The sequence below is a fragment of the Priestia sp. ABM2_011 genome (assembly GCF_056158845.1).
The window spans coordinates 651,715-673,161 of the sequence record NZ_JBSWUB010000001.1; the positions used below are offsets into that span (position 1 = coordinate 651,715).

Sequence of the window (21,447 nt, forward strand, 5' to 3'; positions counted from 1 at the left end):
ATAACTTGAAAATAGTAATCATTACGATTATAATGAGTATATATTGTTTTAAAGGAGAGATATTTAATGAAAACAAATATTCATCCAGACTATCGTAAAGTTGTATTTATGGATACAAATAGCGGAACATCATTTTTATCAGGATCTACAAAACAATCAAATGAGACCGTTCAATGGGAAGATGGCAACACATATCCGCTCTTAAAAGTTGAAATTAGTTCGGATACACATCCATTTTATACAGGAAAACAAAAATTTGCTGATAAAGGCGGCCGTGTGGAACGCTTTAAGCAAAAATATAAATTACAATAAAAAAACTAGCCGAGAGGCTAGTTTTTTTATTAATATAATGCTTTTTTCAACGTATCAATGTTGTGTTGCATAATGGAGAAATAATCTTCTTTATTTTTAACATCGTTTTTCGTTAATGACTCTAAGTTATGAAGTGTTAAAGCTTGAGCTCCCACTTCATTTTTTACAAGTGTAGACACTTTAGGCTTTAAATTTTGGTCAAAGATAAAGTATTTGATATGGTCTTTTTTTGCTTGTTTTACGATGTTTTCTAATTGTTTTTGAGACGGCTCATTTGTAGGAGATAAACCCGCTACGCTAATTTGCTTTAATCCGTATCGTTTTTCCCAGTAGCCGTAGGCTGCATGTGATACTAAAATTTCTTTATGAGGTGCGTCGCCAATCGTTGTTTTTAACTCTTGGTTCACATCTTCAAGCTGAGTCTTTAAGGATTGGAAGTTCTTTTCAAATTCTGCTTTTTTATCTGGTTTTAATTCAACAAGTTCATTTTTAATATTTTCTGCTAATTGAATAGCTAAAATAGGATCAAGCCAAACGTGAGGGTCTGTATCTCCGTGGTGATGCTCTTCTTCATGTGCATGTTCGTCCTCATGGGCATGCTCATCTTCAGAACTCTTTGCTAGTTCAATTCCTTTTGCAGCTTCTACTAAAGCGACATCTTCATTCTTTAGCGTAGACTGTGCTTTATCTGCAAAGCCTTCAAGCCCAATTCCTGAGTAAACGAATGCGTCCGCGTTTGCGATTTTGACCATTGTTTTTGTGGTAGGTTCAAATGAGTGAGCATCTACACCTGTTGGTAAAATGCTTTTAGCTTCTACATATTTTCCACCGATTTTTTCAGTGAAATCCTGTAAAGGGTAAATTGTTGTGTAAACTTCTAATTTTTTATTTTTATTATCAGATGCGTTATTTGCACTGCTTGAACTGCACCCTGCAAGGGCTGTTCCAATTCCTAATGCCAGCACCATTAAAAGTGGTTTGAATTTCATTATGTTGCTCCTTCCGTTCGTATCGTAACCATTTATGACCTATGTTATTATATCGTAATTATTACGATTTGAAAACTAAAAATTTACGCACTTACTGTAAACTTAGGAAGGGGGTCTTTGAAAGTAGCCCAATCTTGATTCATTTCCTCATTTGTCAGCAAACAGTGGTCTAAAGTTTCAATTATTTCAGCTTTGTTCATATCAATACCAATGAATACAAGCTCGTTAATACGGTCTCCAAATTGTTCATCCCATTTTGCTCGTAATTCAGGTTCTTCCTTTAAGGTTTGTTCCCTTTCCTCTGCTATGTACGTTGCGACCCATTCACCCGCTCCTTGAATCATAATGGACGTACCTGCTTGAGAAAGAAGTCCTGCCATATGGTTACGTGAAGCAAGCCAGAAAAATCCTTTTGCACGTACAATATCAACCGGCCAGTCCTCTAACCATTTCATAAAGCGTTCAGGATGAAGGGGACGATTCCTTCTATATACAAAAGAAGAAATACCAAACTCTTCTGTTTCAGGCGTATGGTGTTCTTCATTTAATTCTTTAATCCATCCGGCTCCTTGACTAGCTTTTTCAAAGTCGAATAAGTCGGTATGAAGTATGGTTTCAAGTTTTACCTCACTATTAATTGTTTGGATAACAGTGGCCTCTGAGTTTAATTTGTGAAGAACAGCCTGCAGCTCATCTGCATCATCTTTTGTTAACAAATCAACTTTGTTTAATAAAATGACGTTTGCAAATTCAATTTGATCGATTAATAAATCAACCACTTCTCTTTTATCGTTTTCATCCGTTCCTTCTTTGCGGTCTAATAAGCTTTCACCTGATGAAAAGTCTTCCCAAAAGCGATTAGCATCTACTACAGTGACCATCGTATCTAATGAACATTTCTGAGTTAAATCAATGCCAAGCTCTTCATCAATATAAGTAAATGTTTGAGCAACAGGGATAGGTTCGCTGATTCCGGAAGATTCAATGACAATATAATCAATATCATCATTGTCAGCCAGGCGTTCTACCTCTTTCATTAAATCATCTCGAAGCGTACAGCAAATACAGCCATTTTGCATTTCAACAAGTTTTTCTTCTGTTCGAGAAAATCCGCCTTGTTTAACTAAGTCTGCATCAATATTTACTTCGCTCATGTCATTGACAATGACCGCGACCTTTAAACCTTCTTTATTTTTTAAAATATGGTTCAAAAGAGTTGTTTTACCTGACCCAAGGTATCCGCTTAAAACGGTAACGGGAATTTTTTTCACTGTTATAACCTACTTTCTTGTCTTTAAATAATAATGATTACGATTTAACACTTTTCATCTTATAGGAAAAAGTATTATAATACAAGAAAGAATTTTTTTTATGAAGGAGAAGACAGCAAATGAGCTTATTACAAGATGTTTTAGAATTCAACAAAAAATTTGTAGAAGAAAAGAAGTATGAACTTTACGAAACAAGCAAATTCCCTAATAAAAAAATGGTTATTTTATCGTGTATGGACACAAGATTGGTAGAACTGCTTCCGCACGCTTTAAATCTGCGTAACGGAGACGTGAAAATTGTTAAAAATGCAGGAGCACTTGTTTCACATCCATTTGGAAGTATTATGCGAAGCATTTTAGTAGCTGTGTACGAGCTACAAGCTGATGAGGTATGTGTAATTGGTCACCATGACTGCGGAGCAGGTAAACTTCAGGCGGAACCTTTTTTAGAGAAAGTAAGAGCAAAAGGCATCTCAGATGAAGTGATTAATACCATTGAATATTCTATGGACTTGAAAAAATGGTTAACGGGTTTTGATTCAGTAGAAGAGACTGTTCAGCATAGTGTAGAGACAATTCGTAATCATCCTCTATTTTCAAAAGATACTCCTGTACATGGACTAGTTATTGATCCAAATACAGGAAAGCTAGATGTTGTTGTAAATGGGTATGAAGCAATCGAAAACAACTAAAGCTTAGTGTAATTTTTTCTCAGGTACTTCATCGATGCCACCCGGATGGAACGGGTGGCATTTTAAAATGCGTTTTATAGTCAAATAAGATCCCTTTACGGCACCAAAGCGTTTAATGGATTCAACTCCGTACTGGGAGCAAGTAGGGTAAAACCGGCACCTTGCCGGAAGAAAAGGCGAAATTCCTTTTTGATATCCTTTTATAAGTAAAAGCAAAAGCTTTGCAATCATTTATTATCACGTTCTTTCTTTCGTGTTTGCTCATACTATAAGGGATAGAAGGAATAAAAAGCAACTAAAAGAAATAAAGGTTATTAAATGGATGAAATATATCGGAATTGCATGTTATGATAGGTGAAAGAAGAAAAAAGGAGTGGTATTATGCCATCAGTAGAAAGTTTTGAGCTAGATCATAATGCGGTTAAAGCACCTTACGTAAGACACTGCGGTGTTCACAAAGTGGGAAGCGACGGCGTTGTAAATAAATTCGATATTCGTTTTTGCCAACCAAACAAACAAGCAATGAAGCCGGACGTTATTCATACGTTAGAGCATTTATTAGCTTTTAATATTCGTACTCATGTAGAAAAATACGATCACTTTGATATTATTGATATTTCGCCTATGGGATGTCAAACTGGGTACTACTTAGTAGTGAGCGGCGAGCCAACTGTACGTGAAATCATTGACTTGTTAGACGATACGTTAAAAGATGCAATTAATATTACTGAAATTCCAGCAGCAAACGAAAAGCAGTGTGGTCAAGCGAAACTTCACGATTTAGAAGGAGCAAAACGCTTAATGAAGTTCTGGTTAGAACAGGACAAAGAAGATTTAGAAAAAGTATTTGGCTAAAAATAAGCAGTCCGCTGGGCTGCTTATTTTATTTGGAAAAAGATGAAGACGTTTCTTCGAGTCTAAAGAAAGGGAAATGTCTCTTTTTATGAAAAAAATGTTTTAATCAACTAAAAAAGGGTACAACTATACTATACAAAGAGTTCACAAAGGAGCGAAAAACATGGCAGCAAATGTAAATGAAATTGTTAATAAACAAGTGGCAAACTTTAGTGTAATGTACATAAAACTTCATAATTTTCATTGGTACGTGAAAGGTGAACAATTCTTCACTCTTCATGAAAAGTTTGAAGAGCTGTATACGGAAACAGCTACAATTATTGATGACCTTGCAGAACGCCTCTTAGCATTAGAAGGAAAACCTGTGGCAACAATGAAAGAATCGTTAGAACTTTCTTCTATTAAAGAAGCGGATGGAAGCGAAACGGCTAAAGACATGGTTGCTTCTTTAGTAAGCGATTTTGATACGCTAACTGCTGAATTAAAAGAAGGAATGGATGCAGCCGGTGAAGCGGGCGACGAAACAACAGGAGACATGCTGTTAGCCATTCATCAAAGCTTAGAAAAACATACGTGGATGTTAAAATCATTCCTAGGAAAGTAAGTAAAACCTGCGAGTACTCGCAGGTTTTTTTTATGATAAGATGGACGAACACTTTTTTTTCACTGGCATATACTGTAGGGATATGACTGCTTATGACTGCTGAAAGGGTGAAAAAAGTGGATATGCAGAAGCTTTCTGTCTTAATAATCTCAAGTTTAGGTTCACTGGCTTTTTTTTTATTTGGAGAGTGGGACTATTTACTAATGGCTTTAGTAGCATTAGTGGCAATGGATTACTTGACGGGTACAATTGCAGCTTTTATAAATAAACGTTTATCTAGCAAAGTAGGTTTTAAAGGAATTGCCAAAAAGATTTTTATTTTTGCCATGATTGCTGTAGCAAACTTTATCGATTCTGTATTTTGGGAAAACGGTCATATTATTCGAGATGGAGCTATTTTGTTCTATATTTTAAACGAAATGATTTCAATTACAGAAAACGCAAGAATTGTAGGGGTTCCGATTCCAGAGCCGTTAAAAAAAGCAATAGCGATTTTAAAAGACCGCTTTAAATCGTAGAGTGTATAAAAAAAGAATAAGATACACATAAGAAAGATAAGTTGGCACTAGAAAGAAGGAGCTGAATATCTTTCATGACAAAAAAATATTATGTATCTCTGAGTTCAGGAGAAATCAATCAGTCAAATACTGCTTCAGATTGGAATTATGCGATTGAAGCAACAGATGAAGAAGTGGAGCAGCTGAGAATCTATTTAGATCAGCGCGCTTCAAGCGATTGGTCAAGCTTTTGGCGATCACATATTCCGTATCTGGAATATCATCATGATTCTCAAAATGATATGTACGATAAAACAACAGTTGAGATATATGCCATGCTTTATAAGCTGGGAGACGATGAAACAAAATCACATATCAAACAGATGAATATTTTATCTTCAGATAGAACGGAATAAGGGGTAAAAAGCAAAGAAAAAAAGTACGAGCATACTTTTCTTATCAGGTATGGCCGTAATGTATGATAAAATAAGGGAAAAATCAAATGGAGTTTGAGTCGACCATGTACACATTTAAGGATGCATATCATAATCAAGTATTTTTATCATTTGAAAAAAATCCATTCTCGAAAACTCCACGTCATGTTTGGGTCGTATGCAGGTATGAAAATCAATGGTTGCTAACGAATCACTCAAAACGAGGTTTAGAATTTCCCGGAGGAAAACTAGAAGGCAATGAAGTACCAGAAGAAGCAGCGGTTCGAGAAGTGTTTGAAGAAACAGGCGGAGAAGTCTCTTCTTTAACTTATATTGGTCAATATAAAGTAGTAAGTAAAGGAAAGACTATTATTAAAAACATTTATTTTGCTACGATTGGAAATGTAATTAAAAAAGAAGACTACATGGAAACAGATGGTCCCGTAATGATTGACGAACTACCTTCGGGCATTCAACAAGATGATGCGTACAGCTTCATCATGAAAGATAATGTTTTACAATATGTAATGAAATATGTAAAGCGAACATTTTTGTAAAAGCATCATATCAACGAAAATACCCCCGTTTGTACAGGGGTATTTTTTATGAGCGTCGGATCAATTTCTTTTCTAAATAAGCCACGCCTTGGTACATAATCGTAGCGAAAATGGCAATTAATAATAAGCTGAGAAGAACAAGAGTAAAGTTGAAGACTTGGAAACCATAAATAATCATATATCCAAGCCCTTTTGAAGAAACTAAAAATTCTCCTACGATGACGCCTACCCAAGATAAACCGACGTTTACTTTAAATGTGGAAATAATGGCAGACATGGAAGCTGGAAGAATTGCTTCTTTAAAACAGCGGGTTTTCGTTGCCCCGAAGCTTTTTAGTAATTTAATATAGTTTGGATCCACTTCTTTAAAGGCTGTGTAAACGACGATGGATGTAATAATAACGGATATAATCGCTCCCATCGTTAAAATTGAGAAAAATCCTGGACCGATCGCTACTATTAAAATAGGGCCCAGCGCTACTTTAGGCATGGCGTTTAAAATAACGAGGTAAGGGTCTAATATGTTTGCAAGCCTAGTTGAATACCAAAGGGCCGTTGCAAGTAAAATACCTAGCAATGTGCCTAAAATGAAGCCAAGAACCGTTTCAAATAATGTAAAACCAATATGTTCTGCTAGCGAGCCGTCGGCAAGTTTAATTAAAAATAAATGCCACACTTTAGTAGGGGAACTGAAAATTAAAGGATCAATCCACTTTAAACGAGAAGCTAGTTCCCAGAAGCTAAAAAAGGCTAAAAAAATGACCATCTGCACGCTCAGTACTAATCGTTTTTCGCCCCGAACCTTGCGAAGGTAGCTTTCGTGAAGAGTATCTAGGGAGCTAGTGGGTTTCAAGTTGATCAAGCTCCTTCCATATGTCCATAAATAAATCGTTATAGACAGGATGCTGTCGTGCTTCAAACGGAGAGAGGGTTCGTAAAATAGAAGGAACCGTAAATGTTTTTGCGATCTTCCCCGGCTTGGCTGAGAATAAAAAGATTCGGCTGCTCATAGCAATGGCTTCGCCGATATCGTGCGTGACCAAAACGGCCGTTTTTTGATAGGTCATCAGTGTTTTGGAGACAAGTTCTTCAAGCTTGAGTTTTGTTTGAAAATCAAGTGCTGAAAAAGGCTCATCCAAGAGTAAAATAGCGGGGTCAATGGCAAGTGTTCGGACTAAAGCGACGCGTTGTCTCATGCCTCCGGATAACTGGTGCGGATATAGGTCATCTACGTCCTGTAAACCAATTTCTTTTAGAAGTGAAAGTGCTTTACTCTCTGTTTTATCTGTTAGCTGTCCGCGAATTTCAAGCCCAAGTAAAATATTTTCTTTAATGGTTTTCCACGGAAACAAATAATCTTGTTGAAGCATATAACCGATGTTTGGGACTGATGTTCCGATATTTTCACCGTCTATTGTGACAGAGCCGGACGTTGGTTCAATCAAGCCTGCAATAATCGATAGAAGCGTCGTTTTTCCACATCCGCTTGGGCCGAGAAAGGAAACGAATTCTCCTTCTTCAATAGACAAATTAATATGTTCAAGTGCAGTGGTAGCAGACTTTGTCGTAAGGTACATATGTTGAATATCTTGAATGTGAAGTTTTGTCATATTACTCCCTCATTGCATCTTTTGCGAATTTTGTGTTGACTAGCTTGCTGTGATCAATGTGTCTTGGAAGTTCTCCAGATTCGTCCATGATTGTTTGTAAATGATCCCACTCTTTCTCATCTAATAAAGGGTTAGTTGCAAAGGATTTTTGCGATTTATAGCGGTCAATAACAGTTTTTAGCGTGTCTTTAGGTGTATCTTCAAAATACGGTGCAACCACTTCAGCAATTTCATCTGTGCTATGTGTATTCACCCATTTTTGTGCTTTGTAAATAGCTCGAGTAAATTTAGCTGCTGCTTCAGGGTTATCTTTTAAATAGCTTTCTTTGGCCATAAATGTTGTATAAGGAACTGTTCCTGATTCTTTTCCGAAGGAAGCAACGATATGTCCTTTTCCTTGTTTCTCTAAAATACTAGCCGTTGGCTCAAATAATTGAACGTAATCTCCAGTACCAGAAGCAAAAGCATTCGCAACGTTAGCAAAATCAATGTTCTGAACGAGTTTTACATCTTTTTTAGGATCAATATTATGCTGTTTTAACACATATTCCCCTACCATTTGCGGCATGCCGCCTTTGCGCTGACCAAGAAACGTTTTGCCTTTAAGCTGATCCCATGAAAATTGATCGACCTTTTTACGTGCTACTAGAAATGTTCCGTCGGTTTGGGTTAGCTGTGCAAAGTTGATGACGGGATCACTAGACCCTTGTGCATATACGTAGATTGACGTTTCCGAGCCGACTAAGGCGACGTCGATGCCATCAGATAAAAGTGACGTCATTGTCTTATCTCCGCCCCAAGTTGTTTTTAAATCTACCTTTAGTCCTTCTTCTTCAAAAAAGCCTTTTGAAATAGCGACGTACTGGGGAGCATAAAAGATAGAGCGAGTTACTTCGCCGACACGAACCGTTTGTACAGATGTTGTTTTGCTGCAGCTAATTAGTGGAATGAGTAAAATCATAATAGCAAGCAAAGAAAAAAGCCATTTAATTGGTTTCATAAAGCAAACCTCCTTAAAGTAATAAAATATTTTATGATAATGTATGTAAAGAAGTGGAAGAAGGTGAGTGCCTATATAACTATGTGGAAAATCAAAGAAGTAGTAGTCAACGACTGAAAGTAAACCTTAGCGGAAGAAAGTAGGCTAGTTATATAAAGAATGGAGGAAAAAAATGAAAGATGGAACAATTCTTCATAAACAGCGTTTCCCATCATCAAATCCTCGCGTGACGCTGTGGGTGATTACATATGCATGTCAAGGGCTTAAGATTAAAGGAATGCTTGCAGAGCCAAAAGAAAAAGGAATGTATGACGGCTTTTTATACTTAAGAGGAGGTATTAAGAACGTAGGAACGGTTCGCCCTGCTCGACTCATTCAATTTGCTTCACAAGGTTTTATTGTGATGGCTCCGTTCTATAGGGGAAATCAAGGAGGCGAAGGAAACGAAGATTTTGCAGGAGATGATCGTTACGATGCTTTTGCTGCTTACGATTTACTGAAACAGCTCCCTAACGTCCACCATGACCGCATTCATATTTTTGGGTTTTCACGAGGGGGAGTGATGGCTTTACTCACAGCCATTGAAAAAAAAGACAGCCGTTCTCTTGTGCTATGGGGAGGCGTCACGGATATGGTGCTGACATATGAAGAAAGAGAAGATTTAAGAAGAATGATGAAGCGGGTGATTGGAGGAACTCCTTCTAAATATCCTGAAAGATACGAATGGAGGACACCTTTGCATCGTGCTCATCTCGTCGAGCCGCCGGTCTTGCTTATTCATGGTTTAGAAGATAAAAACGTCTCAATTGATCATTCCTATCAGCTCGAATCTAAACTAAAGAAGTCCAATAAAAAAGTTACCAGCTGGTATTTTGAAAACTTTCCACATGCTTTTCCACCAAAAGAAAACCGAGAAACGGTAAAGAAGTTAACGAAGTGGATGAAAGCGCAATAAAAGATATGCTACGATAGAAAAAACAAGTAGAATAACAGTGAGGAGTGAGAGAAAATGGGGATGCCGCTAGAATTAAATACAATGATTGTGACAAAAGGCAACGAAAAGCGTGTAACAGATAACATTTTTCAAGTTGAGAAAAAAGGATATCGTTTGTATCCGTTGGATATTCCATTAAACATTCACAAAACGAAAAATGGAGAATGTATTGGAACTGCTGTTGTGCGTAAGGTAGAAATGGAGCAGGAAAAAACCATTGTCACATATGAACTGACAAAATTACATTCGACTAACTAAAAAACCGATCGTCTATAAGACGATCGGTTTTTTATTAGACTCTAGGTCCGCCTAATGTTGAAATGTCCGATGCTACATCATTAAAACGCTTGAAGTTCGCTTTGAATTTAGCGGCAAGTTCAGTTGCTTTTTGGTTATAAGCTGTTGCATCGTTCCATGCTTTAGAAGGCTGAAGCACTTCATCAGGAACTCCCGGAACATGAGTTGGAATCGATAAACCAAAAATAGCATCTGTTACTGTTTCGGTATTAGCTAGTTCTCCTTCAAGAGCTGCTTGAACCATAGCTCGAGTGTAACTTAACTTCATTCGTTCACCCACGCCGTATTCACCGCCGGTCCATCCAGTGTTTACAAGGTAGACATTTACGTTATGTTCATCGATTTTCTTTCCTAGCATTTCTGCATAAGTTGTTGGAGCAAGAGGTAAGAAAGGCTCACCAAAGCATGTAGAGAAAGTAGCCTGTGGCGATGTTACGCCGCGCTCTGTTCCAGCTAACTTACTAGTGTATCCGCTCAGAAAATGGTACATCGCTTGTTCTTTTGTAAGCTTGCTGATTGGAGGTAAGACGCCGAAGGCATCAGCAGTTAAAAAGACAATAGCTGTAGGGTGCCCAGCAACGCTTGGCAATACCGTATTATCAATAGAGTCAATTGAATAAGCGGCACGAGTATTCTCTGTTAAACTATTATCATTGTAATCTGCTACTTTCGTATTTTGATTCAACACTACATTTTCCAGTACTGCGCCGAAGCGAATTGCATTAAAAATTTGCGGTTCTTTTTCTTCGGAAAGCTGAATGCACTTCGCGTAGCAGCCTCCTTCAATATTAAATACACCAGAGCTTGACCAACCGTGCTCGTCATCTCCGATTAAACGACGGTTTGCATCAGCAGAAAGCGTTGTTTTACCCGTTCCAGATAAACCAAAGAATAATGCAACGTCACCTTCTTCTCCTACGTTAGCAGAACAGTGCATGGATAGAATATTGTTTTGAGGAAGCAAGAAGTTCATCACTGAGAAAATGGATTTTTTCATTTCACCAGCGTATTCAGTTCCTCCAATTAGCACAATGCGTCGCTCTAATGAAAGAATAATGAAGGTTTCCGAATTCGTCCCGTCTGTTTCAGGGTCAGCTTTGAACGTTGGAGCTGCTACAATTGTAAACGGCTTCACATCATCATTTGTTTTTTGTTCAGCTGAAGGGCGAATGAATAACTGCTGAGCGAATAGGTTGTGCCATGCAAATTCATTAACTACTTGAATTGGTAACTGATACTTTTTATCAGCTCCAGCATATCCATTAAAAACAAAAAGTTCATCCTGCTTCTTTAAGTGGGTTAAGACTTTTTTGTATAGCGCATCGAATCGCTGAGCAGAAATTGGCTGATTGACGGGTCCCCATTCAACCGTTTTTGAAGATACAGCATCGCTTACAATAAATTTATCCAAAGGAGAGCGGCCTGTATATTTTCCGGTTTCGACTGACACAGCACCTGTAGAAGTCAGCGTTCCTTCGCGTCGAGCTAGAATTTTTTCAACAAGTTGTGGAACAGATAATTGGTGTTTTGTTGTTTTTAATTGAAGCAAACCATTTAATTCGATAGACATATCAACAGTACTCATGTGCACTACCTTCCTTTTTTAGCTATTATTTATTCATTAATGTTTGAAATTTATAATTAGTATAACACATTTATTTAATTATTCTATACTATTTAACTAAAAATGTTTGTGTATTATAAAAAAATGTACGTTATACCTATTTTAGACACATGTATATGTGCTAGAAGCGAAAAAAGTGAAGCTATTTCAAGTGAAAGCCTTTTTTTGGTCTGTCTTGTTAACCAAACTTCGTGATCATTCTTAATAAGGTATACTATTTTTAAATTTGAGTATGTTACATTAAAACAGATTCAAACATAAAGAGATGATTTCCATTTGAATGTTGTTGACAGTGAAGCGCTTTTTCATGTATTATATGTCCTTGAACGGATACTCTCTTATCCCGAGCTGGTGGAGGGACAGGCCCTGTGAAACCCAGCAACCATCGTCATTTTTTTGTGTAGACGATAAGGTGCTAACCTGATGCAAGGGCACAACCTTGATCGATAAGAGTGAAAGGCTTATGTAGAATTTGATACCTTTCCTCGATACAAGGAAAGGTTTTTTTATATTTTTTAACGTGTAATGAAAATAAGGGAATGAGTACCGTATCACAATGTATCGTATTTATAAGGAGGAAAACTGATGTCAACACAACGTCGTCTGTTCACGTCAGAATCTGTTACAGAGGGACATCCCGATAAAATTTGTGACCAAATTTCTGACTCAATTCTTGATGCTATCCTAGCAAAGGATCCAAATGCTCGTGTTGCTTGTGAAACAAGCGTAACAACTGGTTTAGTTTTAGTAAGCGGTGAAATTACAACTTCTACTTACGTGGATATTCCTAAAACAGTTCGTGAAACAATTAAAGGAATTGGCTATACTCGTGCAAAATACGGATTTGATGCTGAAACTTGTGCAGTATTAACATCTATCGACGAGCAGTCAGCTGATATCGCTGCTGGTGTAGACCAAGCGTTAGAAGCACGTGAAGGTCAAATGTCCGATGAAGAAATCGAAGCAATCGGAGCTGGAGACCAAGGGTTAATGTTTGGTTATGCATGTAACGAAACAAAAGAATTAATGCCTCTTCCAATTTCATTAGCTCATAAACTTGCTCGCCGTCTAACAGAAGTACGTAAAGAAGAAATTCTTCCTTACCTTCGCCCGGATGGTAAAACACAAGTAACAGTTGAATATGATGAAAACAACAAACCTGTTCGCATCGATACAATTGTTATTTCAACTCAGCATCACCCAGAAGTAACGTTAGAGCAAATTCAACGTAACTTAAAAGAATATGTAATTAATCCAGTTGTTCCAAATGAGTTAATTGATGAAAATACAAAGTATTTCATTAACCCAACAGGACGTTTCGTAATCGGCGGCCCTCAAGGAGATGCTGGTTTAACTGGTCGTAAAATTATCGTTGATACTTACGGCGGATATGCTCGTCACGGCGGCGGTGCATTCTCTGGTAAGGACGCAACAAAAGTAGACCGTTCAGCAGCTTATGCAGCTCGTTATGTTGCGAAAAACATTGTAGCAGCTGATCTTGCTGATAAATGTGAAGTACAACTAGCATATGCAATTGGTGTTGCACAGCCAGTATCTATTTCAATTGATACATTCGGTACAGGAAAAGTTTCTGAAGAAGTACTAGTAGATGTAGTACGCAAAAACTTTGACCTACGTCCAGCAGGCATCATTAAAATGCTTGATTTACGTCGCCCAATTTATAAGCAAACAGCAGCTTACGGTCACTTTGGTCGTACAGATGTGGAGCTTCCTTGGGAGTTCACAGACAAAGCTGAAGCATTAAAAACTCAAGCTTTAGCTAAATAATAAAAAAATCTCCGTGAAAACGGAGATTTTTTTATGCCCATTGAATACCTTCAGCAGATTTTTCTACGACATCTTCATATTCTGAAAGCAAATGCTGAAAAATGGCGTCCCATGATTGAGTAAGAGCATAGTGTCTCGCTGCATGGCTAAAGTGAAGCCGCTGGTGCAAATCATCAAGTAAACCTGTAATAGCCGAACTGAATTCTTCTAAGGAGTGAGGTTTGCAAAGGTAGCCGTTTCGCCCGTGCTGAACCATCTGTTTAACTCCTCCTGCATTTGCTGCCACCACGGGAGTTCCAGAAGCAAGAGACTCCAGTACGACATTTCCGAACGTTTCTGTTTCTGAAGGGAAAACAAACAAATCAGATGAAGAATAGATATGAGCAAGTTGCTTACCTTCAAGAAAGCCTGTAAATGTCATATGCTCAGATGCTTGCTGTTGCATTTGTTCTTTTAAAGGACCATCTCCCACAATAAGCCAGTGAACTTGGTGGCGGATATGATCAGGTAAAGATCGGGCAATTTTTAGTAAAAAATCAGCGTTCTTTTCTTTAGCTAACCTTCCTACATACGTTAAGATGTAGGGTTTTTTTATATTATATTTAATACGAATATCAAAGCGGTCATAGTGGGGATGGAACAATTTGTGATTTACCCCTCGCGACCAAATAGCTACGTTGTGAAACCCTTGTTTTTCTAGCTGCTGTTTGGTCACTTCGGAGGGAGCGAATAATTTTTGTACAGGTTTATAAAACCATTTCATATATTTTTGCAGTGGTACACGCATTTTTTCAAGTTCATAGTGAGATAAATAATCATCAAAATTGGTATGATAAGAGCCGACAAGAGGAATACCTAATCTTTTCCCGTAATAGGAGCCGCAAAGCCCCATTGTAAAAGGAGTGGCCAAATGAATAAGAGAAGGGTTGAATTCCTGCAGCTGCTTTTTAATTTTTAGAACGTTTGGCAATGAAAAGCGGCTGTTTGGATAAAGGAAAAACGGCATGCTAGGCGAGCGGTGAACGTATGTTGAAAACGACCGATTATGAGCAAATTCAGGAGCAAATACCTGGATGGGAATTTGCTTTGATTTGACATACTGAGTAAATTGATAAAGTGTTTTAGCAGCTCCGTTAACTTCCGGAGCAAATGTATCTGTAAATAAAGCAATTCTCATGAGTACTCCTCCTATCAATTAGACTAAAAATATGTTCAGTGAAACAGCACCTGAAAAGATGCCGAGTATCAGGCCTACCATGACATCCGTCGGATAGTGCAGACCGAGATAAATTCTTGAAATGCCTACCGTTACTGCAAGCGGCAAAAGAACGGCAGCGAAGGCTGGGTAAGTAATCATCAGAGGGGTAACTAACGAAAAAATAGCCGTTGTATGCCCCGATGGAAATGAATGATCTTTTAATGGATTTTCTAATACTTTTGTATGCTTTAGTTGAATATAAGGCCGTTGTCTCGGATATAGCTTCTTAGCAATGGCAACAGGAATATGGCTAACGGCTAGAGAAAACGCACAGGCGTAAGCGACGGATGAAGGATGCAGAAATAGCAGCAAGCACGCTATCACAATGGTAAACGTGGCTCCGCCGGCATGAGTTAGTAAACGTAAAAATCTATTTAAGTGCTTTCGATCAAAATGTTGATTTACACTTTTGAATAATCGGCATTCGGCATCGTATACATACTGAATTAACTTGGCTTTCATAGAGTCGCTCCCTTTTTAATAAATACGTCTTTATTATTCAGTTTAATCTTTAATTGTGGAGGCAGTACTAAAACGATGTAAATTAATATGGAAATTTCTTTACAATTGTGGAGAGAATAGAACATGATTAGAGAGTTTGTGGAGATACTAAAAAAATTCCCTCAGTATGACTTTCTGAGGGAACGTTTCCTTTATAATGAAGAATCAGATTTCTTAATAGACTTATAATACTGCCCTTTTTCTACATATTCTGTACGAATGCGCTGCATATCTTTTAAATCCTCCTCAGTCAGAGTGCGGATTACTTTAGCAGGTCGACCGAGTGCGAGAGTATTAGGTGGTATTTTTTTACCGGGAGGCACTAAACTTCCTGCACCGATAAAAGCACCTTCACCAATTTCCGCACCGTCTAAAATAATAGAGCCCATGCCAATGAGCGCGCGTTTGCGGATGATGGAGCTGTGTAAAATAACTTGATGTCCTACTGTCACATCATCCTCAATAAGCAAAGGAGCATTTGGGCTTTGATGGAGTGTTGATTGATCTTGTATATTTACTCGTTTCCCTATAATAGTAGGTGAAACATCTCCTCTAATAACGGTGTTAAACCAAATGCTGCTTTCTTCACCAATGGTGACATCTCCAGTAATCGTGACATAGTCTGCGAGGAAGCAGCTGGGTGCAATATTAGGCATTTTTTCTTTATACGGATAAATCATCAAATCATCTCCCTTTATTAGTTGAAAAAAAGTAGTAAATCTTCTAATGTAAGTGTACAAAGGTTTTTAAAGCAGGTAAACAAAAAAAGGAAGAAGGAGTAACTCAAATGCATAAATGGGAAGCAGTAAATCCAAAAGGCGTTATTGTCATGGTCCATGGAGCAGCGGAGCATCACGGGCGCTATCGCTGGCTGATTGAGATGTGGCGTTCGGTTGGAATGCACGTAATCATGGGAGACCTTCCTGGCCAAGGCTTAACAACGAGAAGAAGAGGACATATCCTATCCTTTGATGAATATGTATATGAAGTGGAAGAATGGGTACGTGAAGCGCAAAAATATGATTTGCCTATTTTCCTGTTAGGACATAGTATGGGAGGACTGGCGGTTATTCGTACGCTGCAGACAAAAAATCTTCCTATATGGGGTGCGATTCTTTCCTCACCTTGTCTAGGATTAAAAGAGCAAGTACCAGCTTACTTAGATATGTTATCTAAAGGATTAAATAAAGTCATGCCGAACAAACTTTTTGATTTGGGTCTTACTGTTGAAAAAGCAACAAGAAATCAAGAAGTTCGAGATGAAGATGAAAACGACTCACTGTACGTTACAAAAGTTTCTGTAAGATGGTACCGAGAATTGATTCAAGCTGTTAACTTAGCTTTTAAAGATATCGATCGTTTGCCGGATGTTCCGCTTCTTGTGATGCAGGCAGGAGAAGATAAAATTATTGAAAAGCTGATTGTTAGACAGTGGTTTGATGAAATAGAGCTAAGTGAAAAAATCTACAAAGAATGGTCTCAGCTGTATCACGAAATCTTTAATGAGCCTGAAAGAGAATACGTTTTTACATACGCGAAAAGCTTTGTTGATCTTCACATTTAATGAGTGCTGTCAGAAATTGAGGTGAAAATAAATGAAGATTCCGTCTCGTCCTATTTCATTAATGAGAAAAATTTATCGAGAAGTGTTTCCCGTCGTTCATCATGAGCTTAACCATTGGCGGGAACGGGCAAAAGAGATTCCTAATAAAGAATTACGCACTCAAGCATTGGCAAGTATCGATACAAAAACTTTTCATTGTGAAGGAGGCGGTATCCTATCGATTTTAGCGAAAGAAAACATGATTGAATGCGTAAAATTTATCGTTGCCTACCAAACAATCAGCGATTACTTAGATAACTTATGTGACCGCAGCAATTCGCTCGATCCTAAAGATTTTGCAGCCTTACACGAATCGATGCCAGATGCGTTGACTCCTCATGCACCTCTTGGGGATTACTATCGTTTTCGAACGGATAAAGACGATGGAGGATATTTAGCGGAACTTGTCCAGACTTGTCAGCAGTCCTTGCGAAAAGCCTGTAATTACCATATCGTCTCTTCACATTTATTAGAACTAGCTACTTATTATTGTGATTTGCAAATACATAAGCATGTTGAAATCAAGGAAAGAGTTCCACGATTAGAGAATTGGTTTGATGCTCACCGGCACAGTGTTCCTGAAATGGAGTGGTATGAATTTTCAGCGTGCTCTGGTTCAACGTTAGGCATTTTTTGTTTGGCCGCTTACAGTTTTCAAGAAGAGATGACCAAAGAAATGACGGAGAAAATAAAAGCGGGATATTTTCCTTATATTCAAGGTTTACATATTTTACTCGATTATTTAATTGACCAAGAAGAAGATAAAGCAGGAGGAGATTTGAACTTTTGTTTTTATTATCCTCACTATCAGCAAATGATGGACCGCTTTTTGCATTTTGTTGTAAAAGCGGACGAATATGCTAAAAAACTACCGGATTATCACTTTCACTGCTTTATCTATAAGGGACTCCTGGGCGTTTATTTGTCCGATCAAAAAGTGAGGGCACAAAAACATGTTCATGTGAATGCACGTCGATTAATCAAAGCGGGGGGAGCACTCAGCTACTTTTTCTATATCAACGGACGCTTGTACCGAATGTTAAAAAGATAAGCCATATGCGGCTTATCTTTTTTCAATAGCAATGATGAACGGAGGATTGTTTTGCTGATTCATGAAGCGGTATTGTAAAACATGGACATCTTTTTGATCCAGATTTTGGACGTACGTTAGTAAATCGTCTCTTTCTTGTTTCCCTTGTTCGTGTCCGTGATAAATAACGAGCACAATCACTCCTTCAGGTGCTAGCAAATCAAGTAACTGCTCAATTGCAGAAATTGTTGTTTCAGAAGTGGTGACGATGTCTTTATCTCCACCTGGTAAATAACCTAAATTAAAGACAGCGCCCGTCACTCGTCCATTAATAGAAGTAGGAAGCATGCTTATATTGCTATGGCTTTCTTGGATAAGCGTGACTCGTTTTTCTACATGATGTTCTGTCAATCGCTGCTGAGTTGCTTGAATGGCTTGGGGCTGAATGTCAAATCCATATACATGACCTGTATCTCCGACTAAGTTGGCTAAGAACAATGTATCATGTCCATTTCCTGCTGTAGCATCAATCGCGACATCTCCTTCGGCCACAGCATTAGTGAGCAACGTGCGGGCAAAAGGCAGGATACGTTCTATTTTCATCTTTCCATCAACTCTGTTTCGTAATATTTTCCTTGATAGCTTTGGCGACGTTCGAGCTCTTGATCAATGGCATTTAATACGCTCCACTTATTTACGCTCCACATCGGTCCGATCATGAGGTCTATCGGTCCATCACCGGTAATACGATGAACAATCATCTCAGAAGGGATTACTTCGAGCTGATCGCATACAAGCTTTACATATTCTTCAAATGAAAGAAATTCAACAAGGCCCTTTTCATACTGTTTGACCATAGGAGTTCCTTTTAGTAAATGAAGCAGATGAATCTTAATTCCTTGAACGTCTAATTTTGCTACTTCCCGTACCGTTTCCATCATCATCTCAGGTGTTTCTAAAGGCAAACCATTAATGATGTGAGAACAAACGCGAATACCGTGTTTTCGAAGCTTTGCTACACCATCTACATAGCATTGATGATCGTGTGCCCGGTTGATAAGCAGTGAAGTTCGTTCATGAACAGTTTGCAGTCCAAGTTCTACCCATAGATAAGTTCGTTCATTTAATTCAGCCAAGTACTCCACCACATCGTCGGGGAGACAGTCAGGGCGCGTGGCGATAGAAAGCCCAACAACTCCGGGAAGCTTTAAGACCGCTTCATATTTTTCACGAAGCTCCTCAACAGGAGCGTGAGTGTTAGTGAATGCTTGAAAGTAAGCAACGTATTTTCCGTCTTTCCATTTATGATGCATTTTTTCACGGATTTCGTTAAATTGTGTCACAAGATCATCCGCTCTGTTTCCAGCGAAATCTCCTGAACCGGCAGCGCTGCAAAACGTACAGCCGCCGTGAGCTACCGTGCCGTCTCTGTTTGGACAATCAAATCCTCCATCTAAGGCTACTTTAAATACCTTATGGCCAAAGTGGTTACGTAAGTGGTAATTCCAGGTATGATAACGTTTGTTTTCAGATTTATACGGAAATGGGTTTGTCTGATTCAAATCAGCAACCTCCTTTTTACATGCAATATACATCAACAAATTGTATCAAAAACGTGAAAAAGTGCCAAACAAATTTAAGGATGCTTATATTTAACAGGTTCTTCTTGTCGTAAAGGAGAGTAAAGTTGCGCAAAATAAGACAGAAATGAACGAATAGGAGGAATAGACAATGACAACTCGTCAAGCAGTGGATCAACTTATGCAGCAGTGTGAAGATGCTATTCGCTTTGGACAAGGTCAGTTACAGGAAGGCATGAAACAAGAACATTACAATGACACTGAATATACAAAAGCACAGGAAAAATTAGAAAATGCTTATAAAGAAATTGAAGAGTTTTCTCACAGTGCAAATGCACAGCAAAGAGAGCAGCTATATCGCATGCGCCTGCAAGTTCAGCAGCTGCAAAATAAATTGATTACAACTCAGCATTAAGGAGAGGGTTTTATGGCAACTCGTTCAAATCAAAATAACCCGGAACAAAAAACAAAAAACGGGATCAACAGCAATGATATTGAGCTAGGAAAAGATTTTGATCCTGTAAAAGAATTAAAAGCACGGAACAGCAAGCGTGCCCAGCCGGTTCGTTCGAAGCAAAAATAAGCGGTAAAAAGGTGATTTTGCATGATATTGTCATGTGAAATCACCTTTTTAAATAGTCAGCGAATTTCAAATAAATTGTCTATATGTAAAAGCATTGCGAACCCTTTAAGAAAAGACTAGAATGTACGTTGGCATTCGAATAGATAGGGGGGAGATCAATGCCCAAGTCACTTTGGTTTTTGATTATTGGTATGCTTGTAAACGTAACGGGAGCTTCGTTTTTATGGCCTCTCAATACAATTTATATAAATGAACATTTAGGAAAGTCGTTATCCGTTGCAGGAGTGGTTCTTATGCTGAACTCTGCTGCAAGCGTAGTGGGTAATTTACTAGGGGGAACGCTTTTTGACAAAATTGGAGGATATAAATCCATTTTATCAGGAATTATTATTACCCTTGTTGCATTAGTGGGACTGGTGTTTTTCCATGGTTGGCCTACATACGTTGTTCTCTTGGTTATTGTAGGGTTTGGATTTGGTATTGTGTTTCCATCTATGTATGCAATGGCAGGCTCAGTCTGGCCACAAGGCGGAAGAAAAGCATTTAATGCGATGTACGTTGCTCAAAATGCAGGAGTGGCTATTGGCGCAGCGGTAGGGGGCGTTGTAGCATCCTATTCATTTACGTATATTTTCTTAGCTAATACAATTTTATACGTTATTTTTCTTCTTATTGCTATTTTTTCATACCGTCATATTTCGGTTACAGTTGGGCAAACGAATGTCCTTAATGAAGCCGGTAGTATTCAGCACAAAACGAAACTGACGGCCCTTCTTATTTTATGTACAGGATACGTATTATGCTGGGTCGCGTATGTTCAGTGGCAAACAACGATTGCTACGCATACGCGTGAGTTGAATATACCTCTTTCTAGCTACAGTTTGCTTTGGACGATTAACGGCATTTTAATTGTAGTCGGTCAGCCTTTGATTGTGCCTATCATTCAAAAAGTAGCAAAGACATTAAAAGTACAGGTTCTAATTGGAACGGTTATTTTTGTGGCTTCTTTCATCATCGTGGTGAATGCCACAACATTTTCGCAGTTCTTAACAGCAATGATTGTGTTAACAGTTGGAGAAATGTTTGTTTGGCCAGCAATTCCAGCTGTCGCAAGTCAGTTAGCTCCATCAGGAAAAGAAGGATTTTATCAAGGCGTAGTCAACAGTATGGCTACTGCAGGTAAAATGATTGGCCCTCTCTTTGGAGGCGTTATTTTCGATGCGTTTAATATGTCTACCCTGTGCTATTTATTAATTGCACTATTGTTATTTAGCATGTGTACAACATGGATATACGATTATAAATTAAAAGAAAAACGTCAGCGTTCACTAACCATCTCTAAATAAATAGAGGTGGTTTTATTTTTGA

At 38.2% G+C, this 21,447-nt stretch carries 27 protein-coding genes and 1 riboswitch; of the genes, 15 read left to right on the forward strand and 12 right to left on the reverse strand.

The features are described 5' to 3' along the window. Positions 1-66: 66 nt before the first annotated feature. Entirely contained in the window at positions 67-312 is a 246-nt protein-coding gene (locus ACXAE4_RS03535; protein WP_013059552.1) for a type B 50S ribosomal protein L31, read from the forward strand. 29 nt (positions 313-341) lie between these two features. Here ACXAE4_RS03535 and ACXAE4_RS03540 read toward each other — a convergent pair whose 3' ends face one another. Both ACXAE4_RS03540 and ACXAE4_RS03545 read right to left on the reverse strand, forming a co-directional pair. Further along, the gene (locus ACXAE4_RS03540; protein WP_028411857.1) at positions 342-1,301 is read right to left on the reverse strand and encodes a metal ABC transporter solute-binding protein, Zn/Mn family; all 960 of its coding nucleotides are present in this window, start codon (positions 1,299-1,301) and stop codon (positions 342-344) included. 83 nt (positions 1,302-1,384) lie between these two features. Continuing rightward, on the reverse strand, positions 1,385-2,572 hold the full coding sequence (locus tag ACXAE4_RS03545; protein WP_028411856.1) for a GTP-binding protein: 1,188 nt from the start codon (positions 2,570-2,572) through the stop codon (positions 1,385-1,387). A 119-nt stretch (positions 2,573-2,691) separates the two neighbouring features. Here ACXAE4_RS03545 and ACXAE4_RS03550 point away from each other — a divergent pair, with 119 nt between their 5' ends. Continuing rightward, positions 2,692-3,264 (forward strand): beta-class carbonic anhydrase, encoded by a 573-nt coding sequence (locus ACXAE4_RS03550; RefSeq protein WP_028411855.1) that lies wholly within the window; start codon positions 2,692-2,694, stop codon positions 3,262-3,264. Positions 3,265-3,267: 3 nt separating this feature from the next. On the opposite strand, the gene yidD is transcribed toward ACXAE4_RS03550, so the two are convergent. Further along, positions 3,268-3,495 carry a membrane protein insertion efficiency factor YidD gene (gene yidD / locus ACXAE4_RS03555; protein WP_098112337.1) on the reverse strand — a complete coding sequence of 76 codons (228 nt, stop codon included), beginning with the start codon at positions 3,493-3,495 and terminating at the stop codon, positions 3,268-3,270. A 150-nt stretch (positions 3,496-3,645) separates the two neighbouring features. Here yidD and ACXAE4_RS03560 point away from each other — a divergent pair, with 150 nt between their 5' ends. The 5 genes from ACXAE4_RS03560 to ytkD all read left to right on the forward strand — a co-directional run bounded on the left by ACXAE4_RS03560 (position 3,646) and on the right by ytkD (position 6,211). Beyond that, the gene (locus ACXAE4_RS03560) at positions 3,646-4,119 is read left to right on the forward strand and encodes an S-ribosylhomocysteine lyase (protein ID WP_013059547.1); all 474 of its coding nucleotides are present in this window, start codon (positions 3,646-3,648) and stop codon (positions 4,117-4,119) included. Positions 4,120-4,282: 163 nt separating this feature from the next. Continuing rightward, entirely contained in the window at positions 4,283-4,723 is a 441-nt protein-coding gene (locus ACXAE4_RS03565; protein WP_013059546.1) for a Dps family protein, read from the forward strand. A 92-nt stretch (positions 4,724-4,815) separates the two neighbouring features. Further along, positions 4,816-5,241, forward strand: a complete 426-nt coding sequence (locus ACXAE4_RS03570; RefSeq protein ID WP_014457957.1) for a phage holin family protein — start codon at positions 4,816-4,818, stop codon at positions 5,239-5,241. Positions 5,242-5,315: 74 nt separating this feature from the next. Then, a complete protein-coding gene (locus ACXAE4_RS03575) occupies positions 5,316-5,636 on the forward strand; it encodes a hypothetical protein (protein ID WP_028411854.1) in 321 nt (106 codons plus the stop codon). Positions 5,637-5,740: 104 nt separating this feature from the next. Continuing rightward, positions 5,741-6,211: an RNA deprotection pyrophosphohydrolase gene (gene ytkD, locus ACXAE4_RS03580; RefSeq protein WP_013059543.1), complete on the forward strand. Its 471-nt coding sequence runs from the start codon at positions 5,741-5,743 to the stop codon at positions 6,209-6,211. Between the two features lie 46 nt (positions 6,212-6,257). Here ytkD and ACXAE4_RS03585 read toward each other — a convergent pair whose 3' ends face one another. From ACXAE4_RS03585 to ACXAE4_RS03595, 3 genes are all read right to left on the reverse strand, one after another. Further along, positions 6,258-6,977, reverse strand: coding sequence for an ABC transporter permease (locus ACXAE4_RS03585; protein ID WP_289578970.1), 720 nt, complete (start codon positions 6,975-6,977; stop codon positions 6,258-6,260). A 73-nt stretch (positions 6,978-7,050) separates the two neighbouring features. Continuing rightward, the gene (locus tag ACXAE4_RS03590; RefSeq protein ID WP_028411852.1) at positions 7,051-7,821 is read right to left on the reverse strand and encodes an ABC transporter ATP-binding protein; all 771 of its coding nucleotides are present in this window, start codon (positions 7,819-7,821) and stop codon (positions 7,051-7,053) included. 1 nt (position 7,822) lies between these two features. Further along, the gene (locus tag ACXAE4_RS03595; protein ID WP_028411851.1) at positions 7,823-8,821 is read right to left on the reverse strand and encodes an ABC transporter substrate-binding protein; all 999 of its coding nucleotides are present in this window, start codon (positions 8,819-8,821) and stop codon (positions 7,823-7,825) included. A 172-nt stretch (positions 8,822-8,993) separates the two neighbouring features. Between ACXAE4_RS03595 and ACXAE4_RS03600 the strand changes: the two genes are divergently transcribed. Then, positions 8,994-9,776: an alpha/beta hydrolase family protein gene (locus tag ACXAE4_RS03600; protein ID WP_028411850.1), complete on the forward strand. Its 783-nt coding sequence runs from the start codon at positions 8,994-8,996 to the stop codon at positions 9,774-9,776. 54 nt (positions 9,777-9,830) lie between these two features. Next, a complete protein-coding gene (locus ACXAE4_RS03605; protein ID WP_028411849.1) occupies positions 9,831-10,073 on the forward strand; it encodes a DUF2584 domain-containing protein in 243 nt (80 codons plus the stop codon). A 34-nt stretch (positions 10,074-10,107) separates the two neighbouring features. Here ACXAE4_RS03605 and pckA read toward each other — a convergent pair whose 3' ends face one another. After that, positions 10,108-11,697, reverse strand: a complete 1,590-nt coding sequence (gene pckA / locus ACXAE4_RS03610) for a phosphoenolpyruvate carboxykinase (ATP) (protein WP_028411848.1) — start codon at positions 11,695-11,697, stop codon at positions 10,108-10,110. Positions 11,698-12,071: 374 nt separating this feature from the next. Continuing rightward, a riboswitch (SAM riboswitch) is annotated at positions 12,072-12,189 on the forward strand. Positions 12,190-12,321: 132 nt separating this feature from the next. On the opposite strand from pckA, the gene metK reads away from it, so the two are divergent. Next, positions 12,322-13,524: a methionine adenosyltransferase gene (gene metK / locus ACXAE4_RS03615; RefSeq protein ID WP_013059536.1), complete on the forward strand. Its 1,203-nt coding sequence runs from the start codon at positions 12,322-12,324 to the stop codon at positions 13,522-13,524. Positions 13,525-13,555: 31 nt separating this feature from the next. Here the strand turns inward: metK and ACXAE4_RS03620 are convergent, their stop codons facing one another. The 3 genes from ACXAE4_RS03620 to ACXAE4_RS03630 form a co-directional block, all read right to left on the reverse strand. Continuing rightward, positions 13,556-14,701, reverse strand: coding sequence for a glycosyltransferase family 4 protein (locus tag ACXAE4_RS03620; protein ID WP_028411847.1), 1,146 nt, complete (start codon positions 14,699-14,701; stop codon positions 13,556-13,558). Between the two features lie 18 nt (positions 14,702-14,719). Then, positions 14,720-15,244, reverse strand: a complete 525-nt coding sequence (locus tag ACXAE4_RS03625) for a phosphatase PAP2 family protein (protein WP_028411846.1) — start codon at positions 15,242-15,244, stop codon at positions 14,720-14,722. 191 nt (positions 15,245-15,435) lie between these two features. After that, positions 15,436-15,963: a gamma carbonic anhydrase gene (locus tag ACXAE4_RS03630; protein ID WP_028411845.1), complete on the reverse strand. Its 528-nt coding sequence runs from the start codon at positions 15,961-15,963 to the stop codon at positions 15,436-15,438. Between the two features lie 107 nt (positions 15,964-16,070). Here ACXAE4_RS03630 and ACXAE4_RS03635 point away from each other — a divergent pair, with 107 nt between their 5' ends. Both ACXAE4_RS03635 and ACXAE4_RS03640 read left to right on the forward strand, forming a co-directional pair. After that, a complete protein-coding gene (locus ACXAE4_RS03635) occupies positions 16,071-16,847 on the forward strand; it encodes an alpha/beta fold hydrolase (RefSeq protein WP_013059532.1) in 777 nt (258 codons plus the stop codon). 31 nt (positions 16,848-16,878) lie between these two features. Then, positions 16,879-17,937 carry a tetraprenyl-beta-curcumene synthase family protein gene (locus ACXAE4_RS03640; RefSeq protein ID WP_028411844.1) on the forward strand — a complete coding sequence of 353 codons (1,059 nt, stop codon included), beginning with the start codon at positions 16,879-16,881 and terminating at the stop codon, positions 17,935-17,937. Between the two features lie 12 nt (positions 17,938-17,949). On the opposite strand, the gene mnmM is transcribed toward ACXAE4_RS03640, so the two are convergent. Next, positions 17,950-18,519: a tRNA 5-(aminomethyl)-2-thiouridylate-methyltransferase MnmM gene (gene mnmM / locus ACXAE4_RS03645; protein ID WP_028411843.1), complete on the reverse strand. Its 570-nt coding sequence runs from the start codon at positions 18,517-18,519 to the stop codon at positions 17,950-17,952. Beyond that, positions 18,516-19,478 carry a tRNA modification radical SAM protein MnmL/YtqA gene (gene mnmL, locus ACXAE4_RS03650; RefSeq protein WP_028411842.1) on the reverse strand — a complete coding sequence of 321 codons (963 nt, stop codon included), beginning with the start codon at positions 19,476-19,478 and terminating at the stop codon, positions 18,516-18,518. The genes mnmM and mnmL overlap by 4 nt, the downstream gene beginning before the upstream one ends. 169 nt (positions 19,479-19,647) lie before the next feature. On the opposite strand from mnmL, the gene ACXAE4_RS03655 reads away from it, so the two are divergent. The 3 genes from ACXAE4_RS03655 to ACXAE4_RS03665 all read left to right on the forward strand — a co-directional run bounded on the left by ACXAE4_RS03655 (position 19,648) and on the right by ACXAE4_RS03665 (position 21,425). Beyond that, positions 19,648-19,911, forward strand: coding sequence for a YtzC family protein (locus ACXAE4_RS03655; RefSeq protein ID WP_013059528.1), 264 nt, complete (start codon positions 19,648-19,650; stop codon positions 19,909-19,911). A gap of 12 nt (positions 19,912-19,923) precedes the next feature. Continuing rightward, entirely contained in the window at positions 19,924-20,079 is a 156-nt protein-coding gene (locus tag ACXAE4_RS03660; protein WP_013059527.1) for a hypothetical protein, read from the forward strand. Positions 20,080-20,237: 158 nt separating this feature from the next. Beyond that, positions 20,238-21,425, forward strand: a complete 1,188-nt coding sequence (locus tag ACXAE4_RS03665) for an MDR family MFS transporter (RefSeq protein ID WP_475235488.1) — start codon at positions 20,238-20,240, stop codon at positions 21,423-21,425. The last annotated feature ends 22 nt before the right edge of the window (positions 21,426-21,447 follow it).

Coding starts and splice junctions, on each gene's coding strand:
- ACXAE4_RS03535 (WP_013059552.1), top strand. CDS start 67: ATGAAAACAAATATTCATCCAGACTATCGTAAAGTTGTATTTATGGAT.
- ACXAE4_RS03540 (WP_028411857.1), bottom strand. CDS start 1,301: ATGAAATTCAAACCACTTTTAATGGTGCTGGCATTAGGAATTGGAACA.
- ACXAE4_RS03550 (WP_028411855.1), top strand. CDS start 2,692: ATGAGCTTATTACAAGATGTTTTAGAATTCAACAAAAAATTTGTAGAA.
- yidD (WP_098112337.1), bottom strand. CDS start 3,495: ATGATTGCAAAGCTTTTGCTTTTACTTATAAAAGGATATCAAAAAGGA.
- ACXAE4_RS03560 (WP_013059547.1), top strand. CDS start 3,646: ATGCCATCAGTAGAAAGTTTTGAGCTAGATCATAATGCGGTTAAAGCA.
- ACXAE4_RS03565 (WP_013059546.1), top strand. CDS start 4,283: ATGGCAGCAAATGTAAATGAAATTGTTAATAAACAAGTGGCAAACTTT.
- ACXAE4_RS03570 (WP_014457957.1), top strand. CDS start 4,816: ATGACTGCTGAAAGGGTGAAAAAAGTGGATATGCAGAAGCTTTCTGTC.
- ACXAE4_RS03575 (WP_028411854.1), top strand. CDS start 5,316: ATGACAAAAAAATATTATGTATCTCTGAGTTCAGGAGAAATCAATCAG.
- ytkD (WP_013059543.1), top strand. CDS start 5,741: ATGTACACATTTAAGGATGCATATCATAATCAAGTATTTTTATCATTT.
- ACXAE4_RS03585 (WP_289578970.1), bottom strand. CDS start 6,977: ATGGTCATTTTTTTAGCCTTTTTTAGCTTCTGGGAACTAGCTTCTCGT.
- ACXAE4_RS03590 (WP_028411852.1), bottom strand. CDS start 7,821: ATGACAAAACTTCACATTCAAGATATTCAACATATGTACCTTACGACA.
- ACXAE4_RS03595 (WP_028411851.1), bottom strand. CDS start 8,821: ATGAAACCAATTAAATGGCTTTTTTCTTTGCTTGCTATTATGATTTTA.
- ACXAE4_RS03600 (WP_028411850.1), top strand. CDS start 8,994: ATGAAAGATGGAACAATTCTTCATAAACAGCGTTTCCCATCATCAAAT.
- ACXAE4_RS03605 (WP_028411849.1), top strand. CDS start 9,831: ATGGGGATGCCGCTAGAATTAAATACAATGATTGTGACAAAAGGCAAC.
- pckA (WP_028411848.1), bottom strand. CDS start 11,697: ATGAGTACTGTTGATATGTCTATCGAATTAAATGGTTTGCTTCAATTA.
- metK (WP_013059536.1), top strand. CDS start 12,322: ATGTCAACACAACGTCGTCTGTTCACGTCAGAATCTGTTACAGAGGGA.
- ACXAE4_RS03620 (WP_028411847.1), bottom strand. CDS start 14,701: ATGAGAATTGCTTTATTTACAGATACATTTGCTCCGGAAGTTAACGGA.
- ACXAE4_RS03625 (WP_028411846.1), bottom strand. CDS start 15,244: ATGAAAGCCAAGTTAATTCAGTATGTATACGATGCCGAATGCCGATTA.
- ACXAE4_RS03630 (WP_028411845.1), bottom strand. CDS start 15,963: ATGATTTATCCGTATAAAGAAAAAATGCCTAATATTGCACCCAGCTGC.
- ACXAE4_RS03635 (WP_013059532.1), top strand. CDS start 16,071: ATGCATAAATGGGAAGCAGTAAATCCAAAAGGCGTTATTGTCATGGTC.
- ACXAE4_RS03640 (WP_028411844.1), top strand. CDS start 16,879: ATGAAGATTCCGTCTCGTCCTATTTCATTAATGAGAAAAATTTATCGA.
- mnmM (WP_028411843.1), bottom strand. CDS start 18,519: ATGAAAATAGAACGTATCCTGCCTTTTGCCCGCACGTTGCTCACTAAT.
- ACXAE4_RS03655 (WP_013059528.1), top strand. CDS start 19,648: ATGACAACTCGTCAAGCAGTGGATCAACTTATGCAGCAGTGTGAAGAT.
- ACXAE4_RS03660 (WP_013059527.1), top strand. CDS start 19,924: ATGGCAACTCGTTCAAATCAAAATAACCCGGAACAAAAAACAAAAAAC.
- ACXAE4_RS03665 (WP_475235488.1), top strand. CDS start 20,238: ATGCCCAAGTCACTTTGGTTTTTGATTATTGGTATGCTTGTAAACGTA.